Source organism: Sphingobacterium ginsenosidimutans (assembly GCF_039536865.1).
GTDB classification, from domain to species: Bacteria; Bacteroidota; Bacteroidia; order Sphingobacteriales; family Sphingobacteriaceae; genus Sphingobacterium; species Sphingobacterium detergens.
Genome location: NZ_BAAAZK010000007.1, coordinates 478,959 through 496,209 on the forward strand (window position 1 = coordinate 478,959; position 17,251 = coordinate 496,209).

At 39.6% G+C, this 17,251-nt stretch carries 13 protein-coding genes; 3 read left to right on the forward strand and 10 right to left on the reverse strand.

Annotated features, from left to right (window positions below):
- The first annotated feature begins 23 nt into the window (after positions 1-23).
- Together ABFX33_RS14355 and ABFX33_RS14360 are read left to right on the forward strand one after the other, a co-directional pair.
- A complete protein-coding gene (locus ABFX33_RS14355; RefSeq protein WP_346086568.1) occupies positions 24-521 on the forward strand; it encodes a transposase in 498 nt (165 codons plus the stop codon).
- Entirely contained in the window at positions 514-1,698 is a 1,185-nt protein-coding gene (locus ABFX33_RS14360; protein WP_346086569.1) for an FAD-dependent oxidoreductase, read from the forward strand. The genes ABFX33_RS14355 and ABFX33_RS14360 overlap by 8 nt, the downstream gene beginning before the upstream one ends.
- Before the next feature lie 237 nt (positions 1,699-1,935).
- Here the strand turns inward: ABFX33_RS14360 and ABFX33_RS14365 are convergent, their stop codons facing one another.
- Both ABFX33_RS14365 and ABFX33_RS14370 read right to left on the reverse strand, forming a co-directional pair.
- A complete protein-coding gene (locus tag ABFX33_RS14365) occupies positions 1,936-2,415 on the reverse strand; it encodes a GNAT family N-acetyltransferase (RefSeq protein ID WP_257090409.1) in 480 nt (159 codons plus the stop codon).
- A gap of 202 nt (positions 2,416-2,617) precedes the next feature.
- Entirely contained in the window at positions 2,618-2,869 is a 252-nt protein-coding gene (locus ABFX33_RS14370; RefSeq protein ID WP_346086570.1) for a winged helix-turn-helix transcriptional regulator, read from the reverse strand.
- Between the two features lie 164 nt (positions 2,870-3,033).
- On the opposite strand from ABFX33_RS14370, the gene ABFX33_RS14375 reads away from it, so the two are divergent.
- Positions 3,034-5,529 (forward strand): cation-translocating P-type ATPase, encoded by a 2,496-nt coding sequence (locus ABFX33_RS14375; protein ID WP_346086571.1) that lies wholly within the window; start codon positions 3,034-3,036, stop codon positions 5,527-5,529.
- A gap of 148 nt (positions 5,530-5,677) precedes the next feature.
- Here ABFX33_RS14375 and ABFX33_RS14380 read toward each other — a convergent pair whose 3' ends face one another.
- The 8 genes from ABFX33_RS14380 to ABFX33_RS14415 form a co-directional block, all read right to left on the reverse strand.
- Positions 5,678-6,586 carry an SMP-30/gluconolactonase/LRE family protein gene (locus ABFX33_RS14380; RefSeq protein WP_346086572.1) on the reverse strand — a complete coding sequence of 303 codons (909 nt, stop codon included), beginning with the start codon at positions 6,584-6,586 and terminating at the stop codon, positions 5,678-5,680.
- 424 nt (positions 6,587-7,010) lie between these two features.
- A complete protein-coding gene (locus ABFX33_RS14385) occupies positions 7,011-7,454 on the reverse strand; it encodes an SMI1/KNR4 family protein (RefSeq protein WP_257090416.1) in 444 nt (147 codons plus the stop codon).
- A 247-nt stretch (positions 7,455-7,701) separates the two neighbouring features.
- The gene (locus tag ABFX33_RS14390; RefSeq protein WP_346086573.1) at positions 7,702-8,019 is read right to left on the reverse strand and encodes an EF-Tu C-terminal domain-related protein; all 318 of its coding nucleotides are present in this window, start codon (positions 8,017-8,019) and stop codon (positions 7,702-7,704) included.
- Positions 8,020-8,144: 125 nt separating this feature from the next.
- Positions 8,145-8,585, reverse strand: coding sequence for a hypothetical protein (locus ABFX33_RS14395; protein WP_346086574.1), 441 nt, complete (start codon positions 8,583-8,585; stop codon positions 8,145-8,147).
- A 349-nt stretch (positions 8,586-8,934) separates the two neighbouring features.
- Positions 8,935-11,100 (reverse strand): glycoside hydrolase family 97 protein, encoded by a 2,166-nt coding sequence (locus tag ABFX33_RS14400; protein ID WP_346086575.1) that lies wholly within the window; start codon positions 11,098-11,100, stop codon positions 8,935-8,937.
- Positions 11,101-11,188: 88 nt separating this feature from the next.
- Positions 11,189-12,331, reverse strand: a complete 1,143-nt coding sequence (locus ABFX33_RS14405; protein WP_346086576.1) for a SusE domain-containing protein — start codon at positions 12,329-12,331, stop codon at positions 11,189-11,191.
- 31 nt (positions 12,332-12,362) lie between these two features.
- Positions 12,363-14,072 (reverse strand): RagB/SusD family nutrient uptake outer membrane protein, encoded by a 1,710-nt coding sequence (locus ABFX33_RS14410; RefSeq protein WP_346086577.1) that lies wholly within the window; start codon positions 14,070-14,072, stop codon positions 12,363-12,365.
- Between the two features lie 20 nt (positions 14,073-14,092).
- A complete protein-coding gene (locus ABFX33_RS14415) occupies positions 14,093-17,035 on the reverse strand; it encodes a SusC/RagA family TonB-linked outer membrane protein (protein ID WP_346086578.1) in 2,943 nt (980 codons plus the stop codon).
- Positions 17,036-17,251 lie beyond the last annotated feature (216 nt).

Here is a 17,251-nt window from a genome sequence, read left to right on the forward strand (position 1 = left end):
ATGTAAGAAATAAATTTAGATAAATGAGAAATACATATCAATACCCGAAAGCTACCCGATGGTTATTTTATTCAATCTGTGCTTACTTTATTATGAATGGAGCCCAGTTATGGGAAACAGCGATAATGGTGCCTGCATGGACAGCAGCTCCACCTTCTTCATTCATCTTTTTTCAAAAACCTTACGGACTGGATTTTAAAATGTTTTGGATAATAACACATGGAATTCATGAAATGGTATTTATTACAGCTTTGATTTTTAACTGGGCGATAAAGAATCGTAGAAGGTTAATGTTACTGGTTCTTGTTGCGCATATTGCTGTTAGGATATGGACATTAACGTATTTCGCGCCTATTATCACGGAATTCCAGCAATTACCATATAGCGATACACTGGATATATCTTTACAGGAAAAAGCGGCCCAATGGCGCAATTTAAATTATGTGCGAGTCGTCATTTTTTTTGCATTGAACTTTTTACTGATATCCGGATTAAAAATAAAAGAGAAAAACAATGGATAAAAAAGTACTTATTATCGGTGCCGGAGTAGCTGGGCCCATACTAGCTTTACAACTGAAAAAAATGGGTTTTGATGTTGAATTATTTGAAGCGAGATCAGAAGATAAAGCAAAAGAGGGAGCTTTTTTGGGTCTTACACCCAATGGATTGAATGTATTGAAAGAATTTGTTGACTTAAAACTGCTCAAGGAAGATTATACTCCCGGTTCAATGAAGTTTTTCAATTCTAAAGGAAAGCAAATAGCAGAACACGATACGGCCTATCAGAAACAACAATATGGTGTAGAAACAATTCAGATCAAAAGAGCGAACCTCAATAAAAACATTCTATTAGCTGCTAAGGCGGCTGGGATAAAAATATGGTACGACAAAAAATTTGTCAGATATCATGAAGCTAATGAACAGGTAACTGCATATTTTGATGACGGGACAATGGTTGCAGGATATATTATGTTGGCCTGTGACGGAATGTTTTCCGAAGTTAGAAATCAATTATTCCCGAATGCTTCTCTTATTAAGTATACGAAAGTCATTTCTACTGGTGGTTATGCATATGTTCCTGAACTTTCTGAACCGTTGGATTCCATACACATGAACTTTGGTGAAAGGGGATTTTTCGCTTATTCGGTTTCCGACAAAGGTGAAGTTTGGTGGTTTAATAATTATTTTAGAGAACAGGAACCGAAGCCAAAAGAAGTAGAAAAAACATTAAATACCGAAATTCAGGACTATTTGACAAAAATTCATCAGAATGACGATCCTTTATTTTCCAAAATCATCAAAAATAGCCATCAAATTATTGCATATCCTATTTATGATGTGCCTAAACTTTTGCATTGGTATAAAGGCAGGGTGTGTCTTATTGGAGATGCGGCGCACGGTATCTCTCCACATATTGGGCAGGGAGCCTCATTGGCATTGGAAGATACGCTCGTAATTGCTGAATTATTAAAATTAAATTTAGACTATACACAAGCCTTTCAGCTTTTTCAGAGCGCCCGCCAGCCTAGAGTAGAGCGAGTAATAATAAGTGCAAGGAAAATAGGGATGACTAAAACAAAAACTAATCCAATAACGGCTTGGTTTCGTGATACTTTAATCGGTTTTTTTATTAAAAATCAAATTAAACAACTTGATTGGATTTATGGTTGGACTTTTTCACCAAAAAATAGTGGCTAACGCAATTACTTTAATATTTAAACAGATATTTAGGACTGTAACAATTTTTTGCCGTCAAATAGGCAAGAGTGTCCTCTTCCACAGTTCATTCGATATATATTGTATCCGATAAACTAGCAATCAAAATATTGCTGAATTTCTATATAACCTTCAATTATCCTAAATACCGATGCGTGTAGGATTACGATTGGGTATCAGCTTGACGACGCAAGGGCAAATCAAACGGTGTTTACAACGTTATAAAATTACTTTCCGCAAAATCGTATCATTACCACTCATTTTATACTTTAAAAACCCCATTTTTTCTACCAATCTTATCGCTTTGTGATTTCTCGTTTTGGTAGGTGCAAGGAGAGTCTTTACGTCCAGATTATATTTTGCTAACACAATAAGTAGATCAAAGGCCGATTGCATTAAGCCTTTACCCCAATATTGGGGTAGCAACGATCCGCCAATAACGATTTCCTGATTTTCTTTGTCCCAATGATGTAAAGCACAGTCCCCAATAATCAGTTCTGGGTATTCTAATGGCCTAATCGTATAAATATATTCACATATTGAAATGATACGTTTAGTAAACTCAGCTGCTGTTTCATTTTCCATGAAAGGACTTTCGTCGAAATTAACCGTCAGCTCGGGATGCGAATAGATATTATAGAAGAAATCCGCATCATTTATAGTTAATTCCTTTAATATAACTTTATCGTTGTACATCATAGATTTCCGCCGGGTTAAACCCCTATATATTGGACTAATATCGGAAATTTTACTTTATAGTTGTCTTAGAACCCTAAATCGACTTCTGAGTGGAGTCGATATCCATATGGATTACCTGGCTATTTTGTCAATTCCGATGAGATTGAACAGGATATCAATAAAGCAGGCATTATAAATCTTATTTGGTTTGGATTGTAGCTTGCTAAACCAAATTTTGCAAATGCTTTAAATGCATATGTCCCCATTTACGCATATCGCGGACGATCGGATAAATACTTTCGCCGTATTCTGTTAAGTAATATTCAACTCGTAAAGGAACTTCATTGAAAACCTTTCGGCTAATAATACCATCGGCTTCCAATTCCCTAAGCTGTTTTGCAATTATCCGTTCACTAATTGTTGGGACTGTCTTTTTCATCTCCGTAAAACGGTTCCTATTTTTCCTTATAAGCATAATTAATCAAAGATGAGCAAATTGCGCTTACATAATTCATTAGATTCATGCTATAACTTTCTAACATCTACTTTATAAAATTAAAATCCTGAAGAACATATTCTGGGAAATAGTGTTTCTTATACAGTCAGTAGATAATCGTTTCTATATTAATCAATTTCTTTATGGCATATAATATCCCAAGTCATCTTAAAGGTCTCAATCAGGACGAAGTAAATCGGGCCAGGGCACAATATGGGTATAACCAGTTGGCGGAAAGCCATAAAAGTACCTGGTTGGAATTGCTAGTTGGAGTTTTAAAAGAGCCTATGCTGATTTTGCTGATCGTTATTTCAATGATCTATGTGATTGTGGGTGACTATGCTGAAGCGTCATTTATGATGGTAGCCATTGTAGCGGTAACAGCGATTTCGTTTTATCAGGACAACCGTAGTAAGAAAGCGTTGGAAGAGCTTGAAAAACTAAATGAGCCCCTGAGTGTGGTCATCCGAGATAGTCAGGTGGTAAAGATTGCTACGCGGGAAATTGTGGTAGGAGACCTCTGTATTACAGAAGAAGGACGCATGATAAATGCTGATGGAATTATAGTGCACAGTAATGATTTTTCTGTCAACGAATCATCGCTCACAGGCGAGAGTTTTTCAGTGTTCAAGGATAGTATGACAACCGATAATTTAGTTTATAGCGGAACAATAACAGTTTCGGGTCTTGCTGTTTTTCAGGTACAAAAGATAGGCAAAGACACACGCGTTGGCAAGATTGGCGAATCCATACGAACGATTAAAGAAGAGATTTCACCTTTACAGGTTCAGATCCGGAAATTTGTTAAAGCTATGGCAATCGTCGGACTTGTTATTTTCCTGCTGGTGTGCCTGTTTAGTTATATGGATAGCCGCAATATCGTAGAGAGCTTGCTCAGTGGACTGACACTGGCGATGTCTGTGCTGCCTGAAGAAATTCCTGTTGCATTTACAACATTTATGGCGCTTGGAGCATGGAAGCTTATGCACGAGGGCATTATTATAAAGAGGAGCAGTATTGTCGAGACTCTAGGAAGTACGACAGTAATCTGTACAGACAAAACAGGCACTATTACGGCCAACATTATGCAACTAAAACATCTGTATGATTATCGCTCCAATACGGTTTATGTCGAAGGTGAATTTGACGACAAAGCCCTTAATGAACTTATCGACTATGCCATGTGGAGCAGTGAACCTGTGCCTTTTGATCCAATGGAAATCACCTTACATAAGATATACGAAGAAACGCAAAAAAATGATCTGAGAAAGGATTATCAGCTGTTTCATGAATATCCTCTTGAGGGCAGACCGCCAATGATGACACACCTTTTCGAAAATAATGAAAAGGAGCGGATCATAGCGGCTAAAGGCGCACCCGAAGCGATACTTAGCATTTCCCAGCTCTCCGACGCCGACAGAGATAAGATAAGGAGGGTGATTGAAACTTTTGCTCAGCAGGGATATCGGATTCTTGGTGTCGCCAAATCACATTTTGAAGGGAATGACTTCCCCGCAAAACAACAGGATTTTAAATTTGAGTTTTTAGGGCTTACTGTCTTCTATGATCCACCTAAGCAGGGCATAAGGGAGGTCTTTCAGCAGATCTATGCTGCGGGCATTAAAGTAAAGGTGATTACTGGCGATAATGCTGAGACAACAAAAGCGATCGCTTTGCAGGCAGGAATTGTCAATACTACTCCGTCTGTAAATGGCAGTGACATCGTTGGGAATACCGAAGATGAAATTATGGATATCGCTCAACGGACAACGTTATTTACCCGAATGTTTCCCGACGCAAAACTTGCCGTTGTCAATGCGCTGAAAAAGAGAGGAGAGGTTGTGGCCATGCTCGGAGATGGGGTAAATGACGGACCAGCATTGAAAGCAGCGCATATTGGTGTAGCTATGGGAAATAAGGGAACCGAGATCGCGAAATCAGCGGCAGCATTGGTCATCACCAACGATGATCTGCAGAAACTTATCGTCGGCATCGCTGCCGGCCGCCGGATTTATACCAATATCAAAAAGGCTGTGCAGTATATTATTTCCATTCATATTCCCATTATTCTGACTGTATCCTTGCCCTTATTTTTGGGATGGATCTATCCGCAGATATTTACTCCTGTCCATGTGATTTTTCTGGAACTGGCCATGGGGCCTACCTGTTCTATTGTATATGAGAATGAACCTATCGAAAAAAACACGATGAATCAGCCACCAAGAGCGATGGGAAGTACTTTTTTGAGCATCAACGAACTGGGGATAAGCATCATTCAGGGAATAGCGATCACACTTGGAGTCTTGTTTAGCTATCAGTTTACCGCCCAGCATGGCGGGAGTGAAGAAAAGACAAGGGCGATGGTATTCTGTACTTTGATCTTTGCAAATATACTGTTGAGCTATGCCAACCGTTCTTTCTACTATAGCATAGTCGAAAGCTTTAAGAACCGTAATTTTTTACTGCTAGGAATCTCTTGTGCCGTGCTTATCCTGCTATTTGTCATATTATATTGCAGACCTGTCGCCTCTTTCTTTGAGATCACAGCCCTTAGTGGATCTGAATTGACTACAGCACTCGCCGTTGCCGCTGTATCCGTACTCTGGTTTGAAATTTACAAGCTTATTAGGAGAGCGTAGACATGATTTTTTTAATAATTTAATAGCGTCAATATGTTTATCCAAAGAATCTGTAATAAGTGCCAAGTCTGGATATATAATTACTGTCCATATAATTCAGTAGAGCTTACTAAATTGCCGTTTACGCCAACTGCTGAAGACAGAAAATTTATTCTACTCCCTTTGTACGCATTGGGAGGCAATAAATTGCTGTTGAAGCTGTGATAAATAGGTCAGTTCGATCTTTGCCTCCAAAACAGACGTTGGATGTCCATGGTTCTATTACCTCAATATGTCCTATCAATACGCCTATCGGACTATAGATAGAAACACCTTTCCCCGTAAGGTAAACATTTCCCTGATTGTCCAATGTCATCCCATCAGAGCCTTGGTCGATGACCGCCTTCTGTCCGCTGAGCTTACCGTTAGATTCAATGGTATACCTGTAAGTTTTATTTCGTACCCTATCCGCTACATATAGGTATCTTCCATCGGGCGATCCTACAATGCCGTTGGGTTTAGCTACATCATCAGCCACTACTATTGGCTTTTTACCTTTTCCCGGAGGGAGGTAGTAAACTTTCTGCCCTTCTATCTCCGGTTTTTTTCTGCTCCAGTAGTCACGTTGGTAGTAGGGATCTGTAAAGTAAATTCCACCTTTCTTATCTGCCCAAAGATCATTTGGACCATTCAGTTTCTTTCCATCTACATCTGACAGCAGGACGGTAACTTTGCCATCTTTGCTTATTGACCAAATTTCGTTTTTTTCATCTGCGCAGGCAAGTAGCTGACTGCGATGGTTAAAGTACAGTCCATTGGCACGGCCGGCTGAATCTTTAAAAAGAGAAAGATGACCTTCTGTATTGTATTTCCAGATTTTGTTATTAGGCTGGTCAGTAAAATAGATATTCCCGTCCTTGTCCACTGCCGGCCCTTCTGTAAATGCAAACTGCCGAGATATTAATTTCAGGCTGTCCTGATCAAACAATTGCGCCCTTACCTCTAAGCCTTTTAATGAGAAGAGTAATATGAGCAAGAATGCCGGATAGTACCTGCTGGACTTAATTAAATGTAGCATAGTAAGAGTAATTAACTAATTTATCGTTTTTCCAAAAAAATCAAGGAATGGTATTCGAGAACAAATAACCTTTATTTCAAATCCAATATATGTAATTTTGTAAAGAACTGAAAATATTACCTCTAGTAGAACTCGGTTCGTCCAACTTTACTGGAAGATTTAAAAGGTCTGTCTTATTTTTCGGAGCATCAATAATAAAAGACTTTGTATGGACAAAGGGATCAGTACCCTACGGCATTGCTTGTTGATAATAAATCAGAATCCATCCAAACAATATTGGCATTCTCAACAATGAACTTCAAAACATCCAAATCAAAAGAAGGACTCCCATCTTTTGAAAGTGCAAAATAATATTCACGCTTTTGTATATAGACTTCGGCATTAGGAATTACTTACTGTTTCCCGTATAGATATCGACGAAATTTCAGGATATAATACCCAATTCTTGATGCCACTTATATAGTCCCCCAGGGTCGAAGACATTCCCTTTTAAAAAACGTTGCAAAAATTCGGTAAGCGAAGAAGTCATTCCAATTGTGAGATCCGATGCATTAAATATTTCATAGCAGTTATCTCCCAAAAACCTTAATCCCCACATGTCTAAATAAATCATATATTCTGAAAAATAAAACCAATTATCTCCATAATGGTCTGGGTGCTCCATTATTGCAGCGAGCGGTATAATATTGAAAATATCTTCATTACAGCCAAATCCATTACATAAGAGATAAAATCTTCTAAACTCATCAGGCAAAGGGAATCCAATCTTTTGCTCAAACGCATCGATCTCCGACAGCATAGCTCCAGGATAGATGTCGATACCATCCTTCTCATGCTTTTGTACTATAGCCGTAATTAATTGTCTCATTATTCTATTATCTATAACTGTACATTTCTTTCATCAATAAACAACTGTTTCTTTCCTAATTTTATTTAGGAGCTTTTCAACTTTTAAACTTAATATATTTTTTGATCGATCAGAGCAAATGATCATTATAAATGATGACGCATCAATAAATGATTTGCCGCAAGTGCTAATATTGACAACTTCATATATGGGATTGGCGGAAAAGGATTTGACCAATTTGAAAAATATACTCAACAGGTAGTTTCAATCAATGATCTATTTTTAATATATCATTCAATATTTGTAAGATCTTTCCTGTACCAATCACACGTGGGCCTTCCCGAAATTCAAATAACATACCTTCAGCTAGCCTTCCTTTAAAATATATGACGCCAGCTATCCGAATCACCGCTTTGACCTCCTCCCCGGGATACACTATATCTTTATCAATAAATGTTTGCTCACCAGAAGTTTGCATTTCGTCAAAATCAAATTTGATCTGTGGTCTATATTTAGAGAAAGCAGGTGTCTTTCTTCCACCTTCTCGTGTTGTTCTATATTGAAGCTGCGCTATGAAATCAGACATATATCAAGACTTTTTCTAAAATTAATCAATTTATTGCAGTCATGAGTTGTTATCGGGATTGTACTTCCTACCATTCAGCTAGTAAGGTTGATCTTGAATAGTAGTCAAAACAGCTTAAATAATTACTATTCATAGGTGAATAATCTACTCAATGCCTGCTTTTGAGGATATATCTCGATTACTACACTGTCGCCTATATGACCTAATTTATCAATAAAGAAACCTGTGGATATTGAAGGGCTGCTAACAAAAATATCATAACTATTTCTCTTTAATTTTATGGAAAATTTGCCTTTTTTATCGCAAAAAACTGTCTTATCCTTATCCTTTTCATAGATAGATTGACTTGCACTTCTAAAGTTTACAGATACTACCTTGGTCATATCCATTGGTTGAATTACACGTCCTGAAATAGTAACTGAATCTTTTTTATAATATTCTTCTACTTCCTTAAAAGTACTTGTATACCAGAATATGTAGCTCGCTCCATAACTATAAATTTTGTTTTTTGTGGTGCAAGCGGTAAATAGTAATGATACTAAAATTATACTTATTATATTTTTCATCCTGTTAACATTTAAGTAATCATTTAAATAATTAAGTAGCTAATTTACTTATCTATTTTGTATCTTGATACATCATGATTAATCAAGTTATAAGGGAAGTAGTTATGAAGTATAAAATTCAGAACCGCCAATTCTAATAAAGACAACCAAGATATGAAGATACAATTGACAATGACTGTCCTGCTGACAACATTCGCTTTGGTGACTTTCATTTCGTACAATTGAATCTCTGTAGTACTGATTGGAACGATAAAGTTTAGCTTTTAATAGATGTTCAAAAAATATAGTTTCTGTATTCAGAAATTTATTCCAAAAACAGAAACTATATCATTGTTGCTAAAATTGAATTTTACTTGTTAATCGGTATTATCGATATGGCATAACCACCGCCTTCGGCACAATGTTGAACCATAGAATCCTTTTTCGTTACTCTCATAGTTTTTATGGTGTACGCTTGCGGTTTTGTCTTATAGTTTGCATCTGCCGCGTCAGCATAAATAGTCGCCAAATAAGTCTTTCCCTCATCCAGAAAATCGAATTTTATCTTCGATGCTCTACTGACGTTTCCATTTACACTTCCCAAAAACCATTTTTCTGTATTTTTTTCTTTACGGGCAACTGTAATATATTGACCGGGCTCCGCCTCTAAATATTTACTGTCATCCCAATCCAGCCCGACATCCTTAATAAATTGAAAAGCATCCGGGAAACGATCATAATTTTCTGGAAAATCTGCTGCCATCTGCAAAGGACTATACATCGTTACATATAGCGCCAATTGGTTGGCCAATGTACTATTCACATGGGCACCATTGCTCAGGTTCATTTCAAAAATACCGGGGGTGTAATCCATTGGACCGCCTATCAGTCTTGTGAAAGGCAAAATCGTTACATGATTAGGTTTTATGCCACCGAATGCATGGTATTCTGTACCTCTAGCAGATTCATTGCCTATCAAATTTGGCCAGGTACGTGCTAGTCCGGTCGGACGTACAGCTTCGTGCTGATTAACCATAATTTGGTAGGAAGCCGCTTTTTCTACCGCATACTGAAAATGGTTATTTGTCCATTGGCTATAATGGTGGTCACCCAGTGGAAGAATATTTCCTACATACCCACTTTTTACAGCATCATAGCCAAATTGGTTCATCAGCCTATAGGCCGTATCGATATGGCGCTCATAATTTCGGATAGATCCGGATGTCTCATGATGCATTATCAGTTTCACACCTTTGGAATGTGCATATTCGTTTATTCCTTTGAGATCAAAATCAGGATAAGGCGTGACAAAATCAAAGACATAATCTTTATCATTGCCAAACCAATCTTCCCATCCGATATTCCATCCTTCAACCAAAACACCGCCAAAACCATGTTTTGCAGCAAAATCTATATACTTTTTAACATTGGCTGTTGTCGCCCCATGGGTACCATTTGGTTTCGCCTTACTGAAATCTGTTATTCCCAACTGGACAGACGGAAATTCATTTGTATAGGACCAACTACGCTTACCCGAAATCATTTCCCACCACACGCCTACATATTTTGTAGGCTTTATCCAGGAGGTATTTTGTATTTTGCTTGGTTCGTTCAGGTTATAGGTCATCTTAGATGCCAATATTTCTCTTGCATCATCACTTACGATAATAGTTCGCCAAGGTGAGGTAGCAGGTGCTTGCATTTTACCTTTATCGCCATGTGAATCTGGTGTAAGCCAAGATTCAAAAACAAAATTTTTGTCATCCAGATTGAGGTGCATCGTCGAATAATTCAGACAGCTTGCCTCATGTAAATTGATGTAAACACCGTCGTTGGTTTTTAGCATCAACGAGGTCTGTACTCCCGTTGGAGAGAAAGAGGTTTGAGAGACGTTTCCACCCTCGTAAGCGCTTCCCATCAAACTCCTTATTTCAGATAATTTAGATGTGGTATAATTATACTCCTGGGTATCATAATCGCCGGGAATCCAATAAGCGGTATGGTCACCAGTCATGGCAAACTGGCTACGTTCTTCTTTAATCGTAAAGTAATTTAGGTTTTTCTGCCGTGGGAATTCATACCGAAAACCGAGACCATCATCAAATAAGCGAAAACGGATCACAATCTGACGCTCCGTCTGTTTTTGGTTTAACGTGACAGCAAGTTCATTATAATGGTTTTTTACATTTTTGGTTTCTCCCCATACCGGTTGCCATGTTTCATCGAAAGTGCTGGTCTTTGAATCGGAGATTTCAAAATTGCTATAAAGCGAACTCCTGTTTTTTAGCTGGATTTCACCATCCGTTTGTCCCTTTAAGTGTAATTCTTCATCCGGTTTGAGCTTGAGTTCCAATCCCAGATTACTGGTCTTGATCACCACTTTATTTTTAAACTTTAACCCGTAGGTCGGTGTACCTTCTTTCGTCAATCCAAAGGCCAGTTCAAATCTTCCATTGGGCGATTTTAACTGCTGCCCCTGTGCTACGATCCCGTTACAGCACAAGACGACAAATAAAAGAAAAATTGATTTTTTCATCATTTCTATTTTAGCATATATCTATTAAAATTCAGTATTGTAATGCGCTTTGGATTACTTCGCCAATCGCAAAACCGTCTCATCCGGCTTAGTTTTTGACAATTGAAATTGTTTCGTAAAGCTGGTTGAAGGTAATTTTATACGTTCCAGCTTCGGTAATTTTCCATTTGTTGTCGACTTTACCCTCAGCGATAATTATTGCATCTTTTCCTGTCGTTCCCTCCCCATTGGTTGGTGGCATAAAGAAATCTCCGTCCCAGCTTCCCGTTGCGGTTGGTATCTTAAATTCGCCCACTTTCAATGCGCCAGTGTAAGTAAACTCATAAGGGTTTCCGGCTGTAGGCACCATCGGTGTAGGGTTATCTATTGTCCAACCGGAAGGCACGGCATCTCCCACGAGCCATATCTGCTTGTACGGCGTAAAAGGTTTGATCCTGATAAAAGGGCTTGCACTGATATTAAGCAGAATCTTGTAAGCGCCAGCACTTGCAATGTTCCATTTATAATCCGGATTTCCTCCCGGGACCAGCTGAACAGCAGTTTCGGAAAGCTTTGGATGGTTTGTTAAAGGCATAAAGAAATCTGTCCCCCAATTTCCTGTCGCTACAGGGATTTTAAAGTCACCCGCATTCAATACTTCATTAAACTTAAACTGAAAGGCGTTGGTCGGATCTTTCTTCATCGCATTTGGGTTGTCGATATTCCAGCCATTTGGCGTAGCATCACCCACCACCCATAGGGATGCATACGCCGCACCGACCGGACCAGGAACAACCTGTATACTGATTGTTTTAGATGTAGTTGACAGCATTTTTGACGGAATTAGTCCGAGCACCGTGATATCCAGTTTGGATTCTACATTGGCAGTCATCTTCAAGTTCTCAACGAGTATAGCGTTCAATTCACCCTGCGTAAATCGTTTGCTTATCGCTCCAGCGGCAACTGCTACACTATCCTTTTGCTCGCCGTTAGCCAGGATTATTTTATAAGCGATCATTGCGTTTGAAAATGCCGGCCATGATACCGTAAGAGCTTCCTCAGACGGCTTACTCGGATTAATGACCACCTTATCAGCAGATGCTGTAATAGCAGTAATTTCGAATGGCATCGGGGTAGGAGCATCCAGTTCTTTCGAACAGGACTGCACCAAGAGTAAACATACGCTCCACAGCAGGATATTTCCAAGTTGCTTTGAAGCCGAAAATCTTATATTCCAATTAAATTTCATCATTTTCAAATGGTTTTATACTGACTAAAACTGATTAGTATCCGGGGTTCTGTTGCAATGATGGCGTTAGTGTGAACACACTCTGACCAATAGGATAAATTTTAGTATGATCACTATTGTCAGGTTCTTTATCCCACCATTTTCCAGAATTGAATTTACCCCAACGAATTAAATCGGTTCGGCGTCGTCCTTCGACCAGGAACTCACGACCCCATTCATCGATCATTTCCTGATCGGTCAATTGCTGTCCCGACTCCAGGTACAGACTGTTTGAGCCATTTGGATAGTTACGTTTACGCACTGCATTCAACAATTTTGCCGCGGATCCTTTATCTCCGGCTCTATATTTACATTCAGCCAGTGAATAATAAATTTCAGCAAGTCTAATCTCCGCAAATGCCGAAGAAATGGCATTCGGATCCTTGGAAGGATATATCGGATATTTCGCCACCCATAAGCCCGAGTTGTCATCGGCATGGTTCATATTGGATTCCTTATCTGCGATCTTTGTTCCCGGAGGAGTATCCTTAAACCATCCCACCTGATCACGGGCAAAGATGGTATATCCTCGGTTGCTTTTGACCAATTTTGTCGGATCGCTGTAATAGGGGAGGTAACCGAACAAAAACATACCCTCTCTTTTGCTATTGCCAAGATTTTTATATTTCTTTAACCGGAGATCATCTGGATAGCGCTGAAATTTGATAAAGGGCTTACCAAGTGCAAAATTATACTCGACACTATCCACATCACGTCCTGGCTGAAGGGCATAGCGCGTATTCATATTTCCGAAATCGGTAAATCCGAAGAAATTTTGAGCCTGATGCGGTGCCATCCACCAATACATATCCGAAGTATAATGCCAGTGTGTGCGGGCCAAAGTTGCAGGGAATCCATAGATCACTTCACTGGAATTTGCGTTATCGTAATCAAAAGGTTTCGACCAAATCGTTTCCAGTTGATAATTACCATATTTTCCGTCGATGATATCCTGACATACCGCTGCACATTCGGCATATTTGCTTTGACCTGTATAAACTTCAGCATTCAGATAAAGCCTGGCCAATAAGGCCGCTGCACCACCTTTTGTCCATCTACCAATACCCGTTGTGCCGAGATCCTGACGGAGAGGTAATCCGGGAATCGCATCTTTCAGCTCCTTTTCAATAAAGGCGAATGTTTCAGCAGGTTTCGCTTGCGGCGGAGTTGCCGTTTCACCCTTTACTTTTGTTACCAGCGGAATATTCCGGTATAAATCAAAAGCCCGTAGGTTGAACCATGCCCGGAGCGTCTTCAGCTCAGCCACAAAGTCGGCCTTTTCCGCTTCAGTGATCTGAACTTTTTGGATATTCACCTTTTCGATATCCTCAAGCGAGTTTGTCGCTAAACTGATGCCCTGAAAAAGAGCCTTCCACATATCGCTGGTATAGTCATCCTGAACTGTCCAAGTGTGGTAATGCGCCCGCTGATATTTGCCACCATCAAACCAGTCACCGTCTCTATTGGGAGTCATCAATTGATCGGCAGGGAGCTCCTGCGCATAAAATAGACCACCACCCTGAATCGACCAAAAGGCATGTTCAAACGGCCTCAGAAAATCACGGATCACATCTTCTCTTTTCTGTAAGAAATTGTCAGAAGTAATTTTATCATATAAGGTTTCGTCAAGCTTGGTACAGCTTGCACTTCCCAATATTAGGGTGCTTATAGAAATGGGAATTATATAACGTAATGAAAATTTCATCTTTTTGTTGTGTTTAATCGTTAGAATTTAACCTGCAAACCCGCTAGGAATTGTGCCGTCGATGGGTAGTAAGACAAGGATGTATTGATACCGGGTGTCAGCCCATTAACGGATATTGCTTCAGGATCACCGGTTGTAAACTTGGTGAACGTATATAGATTGCGTGCTACGGCATACACCCGGATCGAACTGATTTGCTTGACAGGAGGTTTGATATTGTAACCGATCGTAATGTTGTCGATTTTAACAAAATCACCTTTCTCCAAGAAGTAATCCGAAAGCGTAGAATAGGTCTCTGCATTGGTCAACGCAGCATATTTACCCTTTCCATAAGCCGATTTGAGCACATTCGCACCAGATTGCGTAACAGGGGTTCCGAGATAAAAAGCGGTCGTGTTAAAGAGGTCATATTTAAATGAACCTCGTAAAAATACCGAAAGATCGAAGTTTTTGTAGGTAAAGTTCTGCCCTAAACTAGCGGTAAACAATGGTAATCCATTGCCTACAAAACGTTTATCTTCTTCCTTAGCTGTATTTCCGGGTATAATATTATTGTCCTTATCATACACCATCAAACGTCCAGTGGCGTCGATACCGGCAGATTCGTACATATAGAAACTGCCAATTCTTCGTCCTTCTTCCAGCCGTTGAGCTGGTCCGGGCGACCCCGGCGAAGGCATATAGGACATGAATTGAAAGTTTTGCCCCTGATAAATGTCATTTGAAAAGGAAGCGAATTTATTGCTATTTGATGCCCCTGCGAAACTCACTGAATATGAAAAATCTTTCTGGGTGAGGATCTTCGCATTTAATTGCACCTCCAGGCCCGAATTTTTCATAGTACCTACATTGGCAAAGGTTGTTGTTAACACGAATGGTGGAACCGGAACGTTATAAGAGCCGAGTAGATCTTTATTGGTACGTACATAATAATTGATACTTCCACTTATTTTTCGTTGGAAAAGATCAAAGTCGACGCCGAAATTTAAGTTCTGTGCTTTTTCCCAACGAAGGTCATAGTTGGTATTCTGACTGGGACCCCAAACTTGGTATGATGCCCCGTTAAACGCAAAATAACCATAACCTTGATAAGTATCTAACGAAAGGTAACTGCCAAAGTCCTGATTACCGGTCTCACCGTAATCTGCCCGAAGTTTCAGGTCATTGATCCAAGACGCTTTCGGAAAGAAATCCTCCTCCATAATCCGCCAGCCTAGGGAGAGCGCGGGAAAATAACCCCATTTGTTCAGCCTTCCAAATTTAGAAGAACCTTCATAGCGCAAACTCGCCGATGCATAATATTTATTTGCCAAATCATAATTTACCCTTCCAAAAAAAGCAATCAGTTTCGCATCATTTTTGTAAGAACCAACCGATCTAAACGTGTAATCACCAGGCTGAGGGTTGGTAGGAATAGGCACGTCATATTGACCTGAGCCCAGATTATTATACGTCAGTACATCGGATGGGAAATTTTGGTTACCTGCATTCATTCCTGAATACAGAAAATAATTATAGGCATATCCGCCTAATACGTTAATATGATGTCTTCCGAAGCTTTGTTTATAGTTTCCTGTCCATTCAAATACATACTGGTCACTTTTTTTATAATTTCTTCCCGCAGAATTTCTACCACTATTTCCATTGATCGCGCCCGTATTGTAGGACGGTGTAAAATTGAAATCAAAAAAATCAGAAGATTGTTGTGCCAGTGTTACCTGTGTAGACAGGTTTTCCAAAATGTTAAGTTTAAACGCCGCATTCCAGTCCAGGTACTTTCCCTCTGTTCCATCCAATACCGTGCGAAGCTCTTCAACAGGATTATAAGCACCAGAAAAACCGGTATTGATATAATTGAATGCATTTGGATTTTTTGCATCCATCACCGGCAATGTCGGATTTAGTGTCAGACTTTGATTGAATGCATTATAACTGGCATTATTTGCTTTAAGGGATCTAGGCGCAATGGTTACAGTAGCTGTATATAGGTTATTGGCCGAGGTATGGGACAGATTCAACCGCGCCCCGTATTCTTTCTTGTCCGAACGTAAGTCCAGTCCATGCGCATTGCGCAGGTCAAAGGAGACGATATAATTGGTTTGTCTGTTTCCACCAGCTAGCTGAAGGGTGTTTTTTTGATTAAAGGCGAATTTGCGCGATACTTCTTTAAACCAATCGGTATTCCCTCCAAAATCCGTTCCCCGGTTGTGTTTTAAGAAATCTTCGGCACTCAGCACCTGGATACGGTTATTCGGTACGTCAAAACTCGCATATCCATCATAAAAAGCGTAAGGGTCTGAAGTGCCTTTTTTTGTTGTGATAATAATCACACCATTGCTTCCGCGTGTTCCATAGATAGCCGAAGCTGCACCGCCTTTGAGTATATCGATGGATTCAATATCGTTTTGATTTAAGTTGTCAACATTTCCTCCGGGAACACCATTAACTACATAAAGCGGTCCAAGTCCGGCATTGCGGGAAGACACACCACGTAGTTGCAGGCTGGGAGAGGAGTTCGGATCCGACTGGCCAGTGTTTACCACACTGAGCCCTGCTACCTTGCCCGCAAGTGAATTGAGTACGCCATTTCCACCAAATACGTTGAGATCCTTACCGCTTAGATGCGTAATGGCGCTGGTTACTTCTTTTTTATCCAGGGTTCCGTAGCCAACGACTACGACGTCAGCCAATCTCTCTTCATTTGTTTCAAGCGTTAGATTATAGACCGTGCTATTATCAATATTCTTTTCTAATTTTTTATAGCCTAGAAAACTTATCTGTAATTTGTCCCCGACATTTACTGCGGATAGTGAAAATCTTCCTTCGGCATCTGTTTTAGTAGCTTTTGGTTTTCCGGATACGGAAATAGAAACACCCGCTATTGGTTTACCTGTCACATCAAGAATTTTCCCCTGAATGTTTTTTTCTTGAGCTTGTGCCCATGTCATTATCAGTATCCACATAAACACAGTGAATAGATACTTTAAAGACGGGCACTGTCTTAAATAGATTACCCTCATAAATTGGTTGTTTAAAATTTATAAATTATCCCTTTTTTGCTGCTTAGGTAGTTTCTAAAACAGCCATTGGTTACAGTTCCAAATCTAGAGAAACCAAATCCTAGGAAAAAGATGGCAAACGCAAAATATAAGTCTGACAAACGATTAAGTATTTGATTA

Coding starts and splice junctions, on each gene's coding strand:
- ABFX33_RS14355 (WP_346086568.1), top strand. CDS start 24: ATGAGAAATACATATCAATACCCGAAAGCTACCCGATGGTTATTTTAT.
- ABFX33_RS14410 (WP_346086577.1), bottom strand. CDS start 14,072: ATGAAATTTTCATTACGTTATATAATTCCCATTTCTATAAGCACCCTA.
- ABFX33_RS14390 (WP_346086573.1), bottom strand. CDS start 8,019: ATGTCTGATTTCATAGCGCAGCTTCAATATAGAACAACACGAGAAGGT.
- ABFX33_RS14405 (WP_346086576.1), bottom strand. CDS start 12,331: ATGATGAAATTTAATTGGAATATAAGATTTTCGGCTTCAAAGCAACTT.
- ABFX33_RS14380 (WP_346086572.1), bottom strand. CDS start 6,586: ATGCTACATTTAATTAAGTCCAGCAGGTACTATCCGGCATTCTTGCTC.
- ABFX33_RS14375 (WP_346086571.1), top strand. CDS start 3,034: ATGGCATATAATATCCCAAGTCATCTTAAAGGTCTCAATCAGGACGAA.
- ABFX33_RS14385 (WP_257090416.1), bottom strand. CDS start 7,454: ATGAGACAATTAATTACGGCTATAGTACAAAAGCATGAGAAGGATGGT.
- ABFX33_RS14370 (WP_346086570.1), bottom strand. CDS start 2,869: ATGCTTATAAGGAAAAATAGGAACCGTTTTACGGAGATGAAAAAGACA.
- ABFX33_RS14365 (WP_257090409.1), bottom strand. CDS start 2,415: ATGATGTACAACGATAAAGTTATATTAAAGGAATTAACTATAAATGAT.
- ABFX33_RS14360 (WP_346086569.1), top strand. CDS start 514: ATGGATAAAAAAGTACTTATTATCGGTGCCGGAGTAGCTGGGCCCATA.
- ABFX33_RS14415 (WP_346086578.1), bottom strand. CDS start 17,035: ATGTGGATACTGATAATGACATGGGCACAAGCTCAAGAAAAAAACATT.
- ABFX33_RS14400 (WP_346086575.1), bottom strand. CDS start 11,100: ATGAAAAAATCAATTTTTCTTTTATTTGTCGTCTTGTGCTGTAACGGG.
- ABFX33_RS14395 (WP_346086574.1), bottom strand. CDS start 8,585: ATGAAAAATATAATAAGTATAATTTTAGTATCATTACTATTTACCGCT.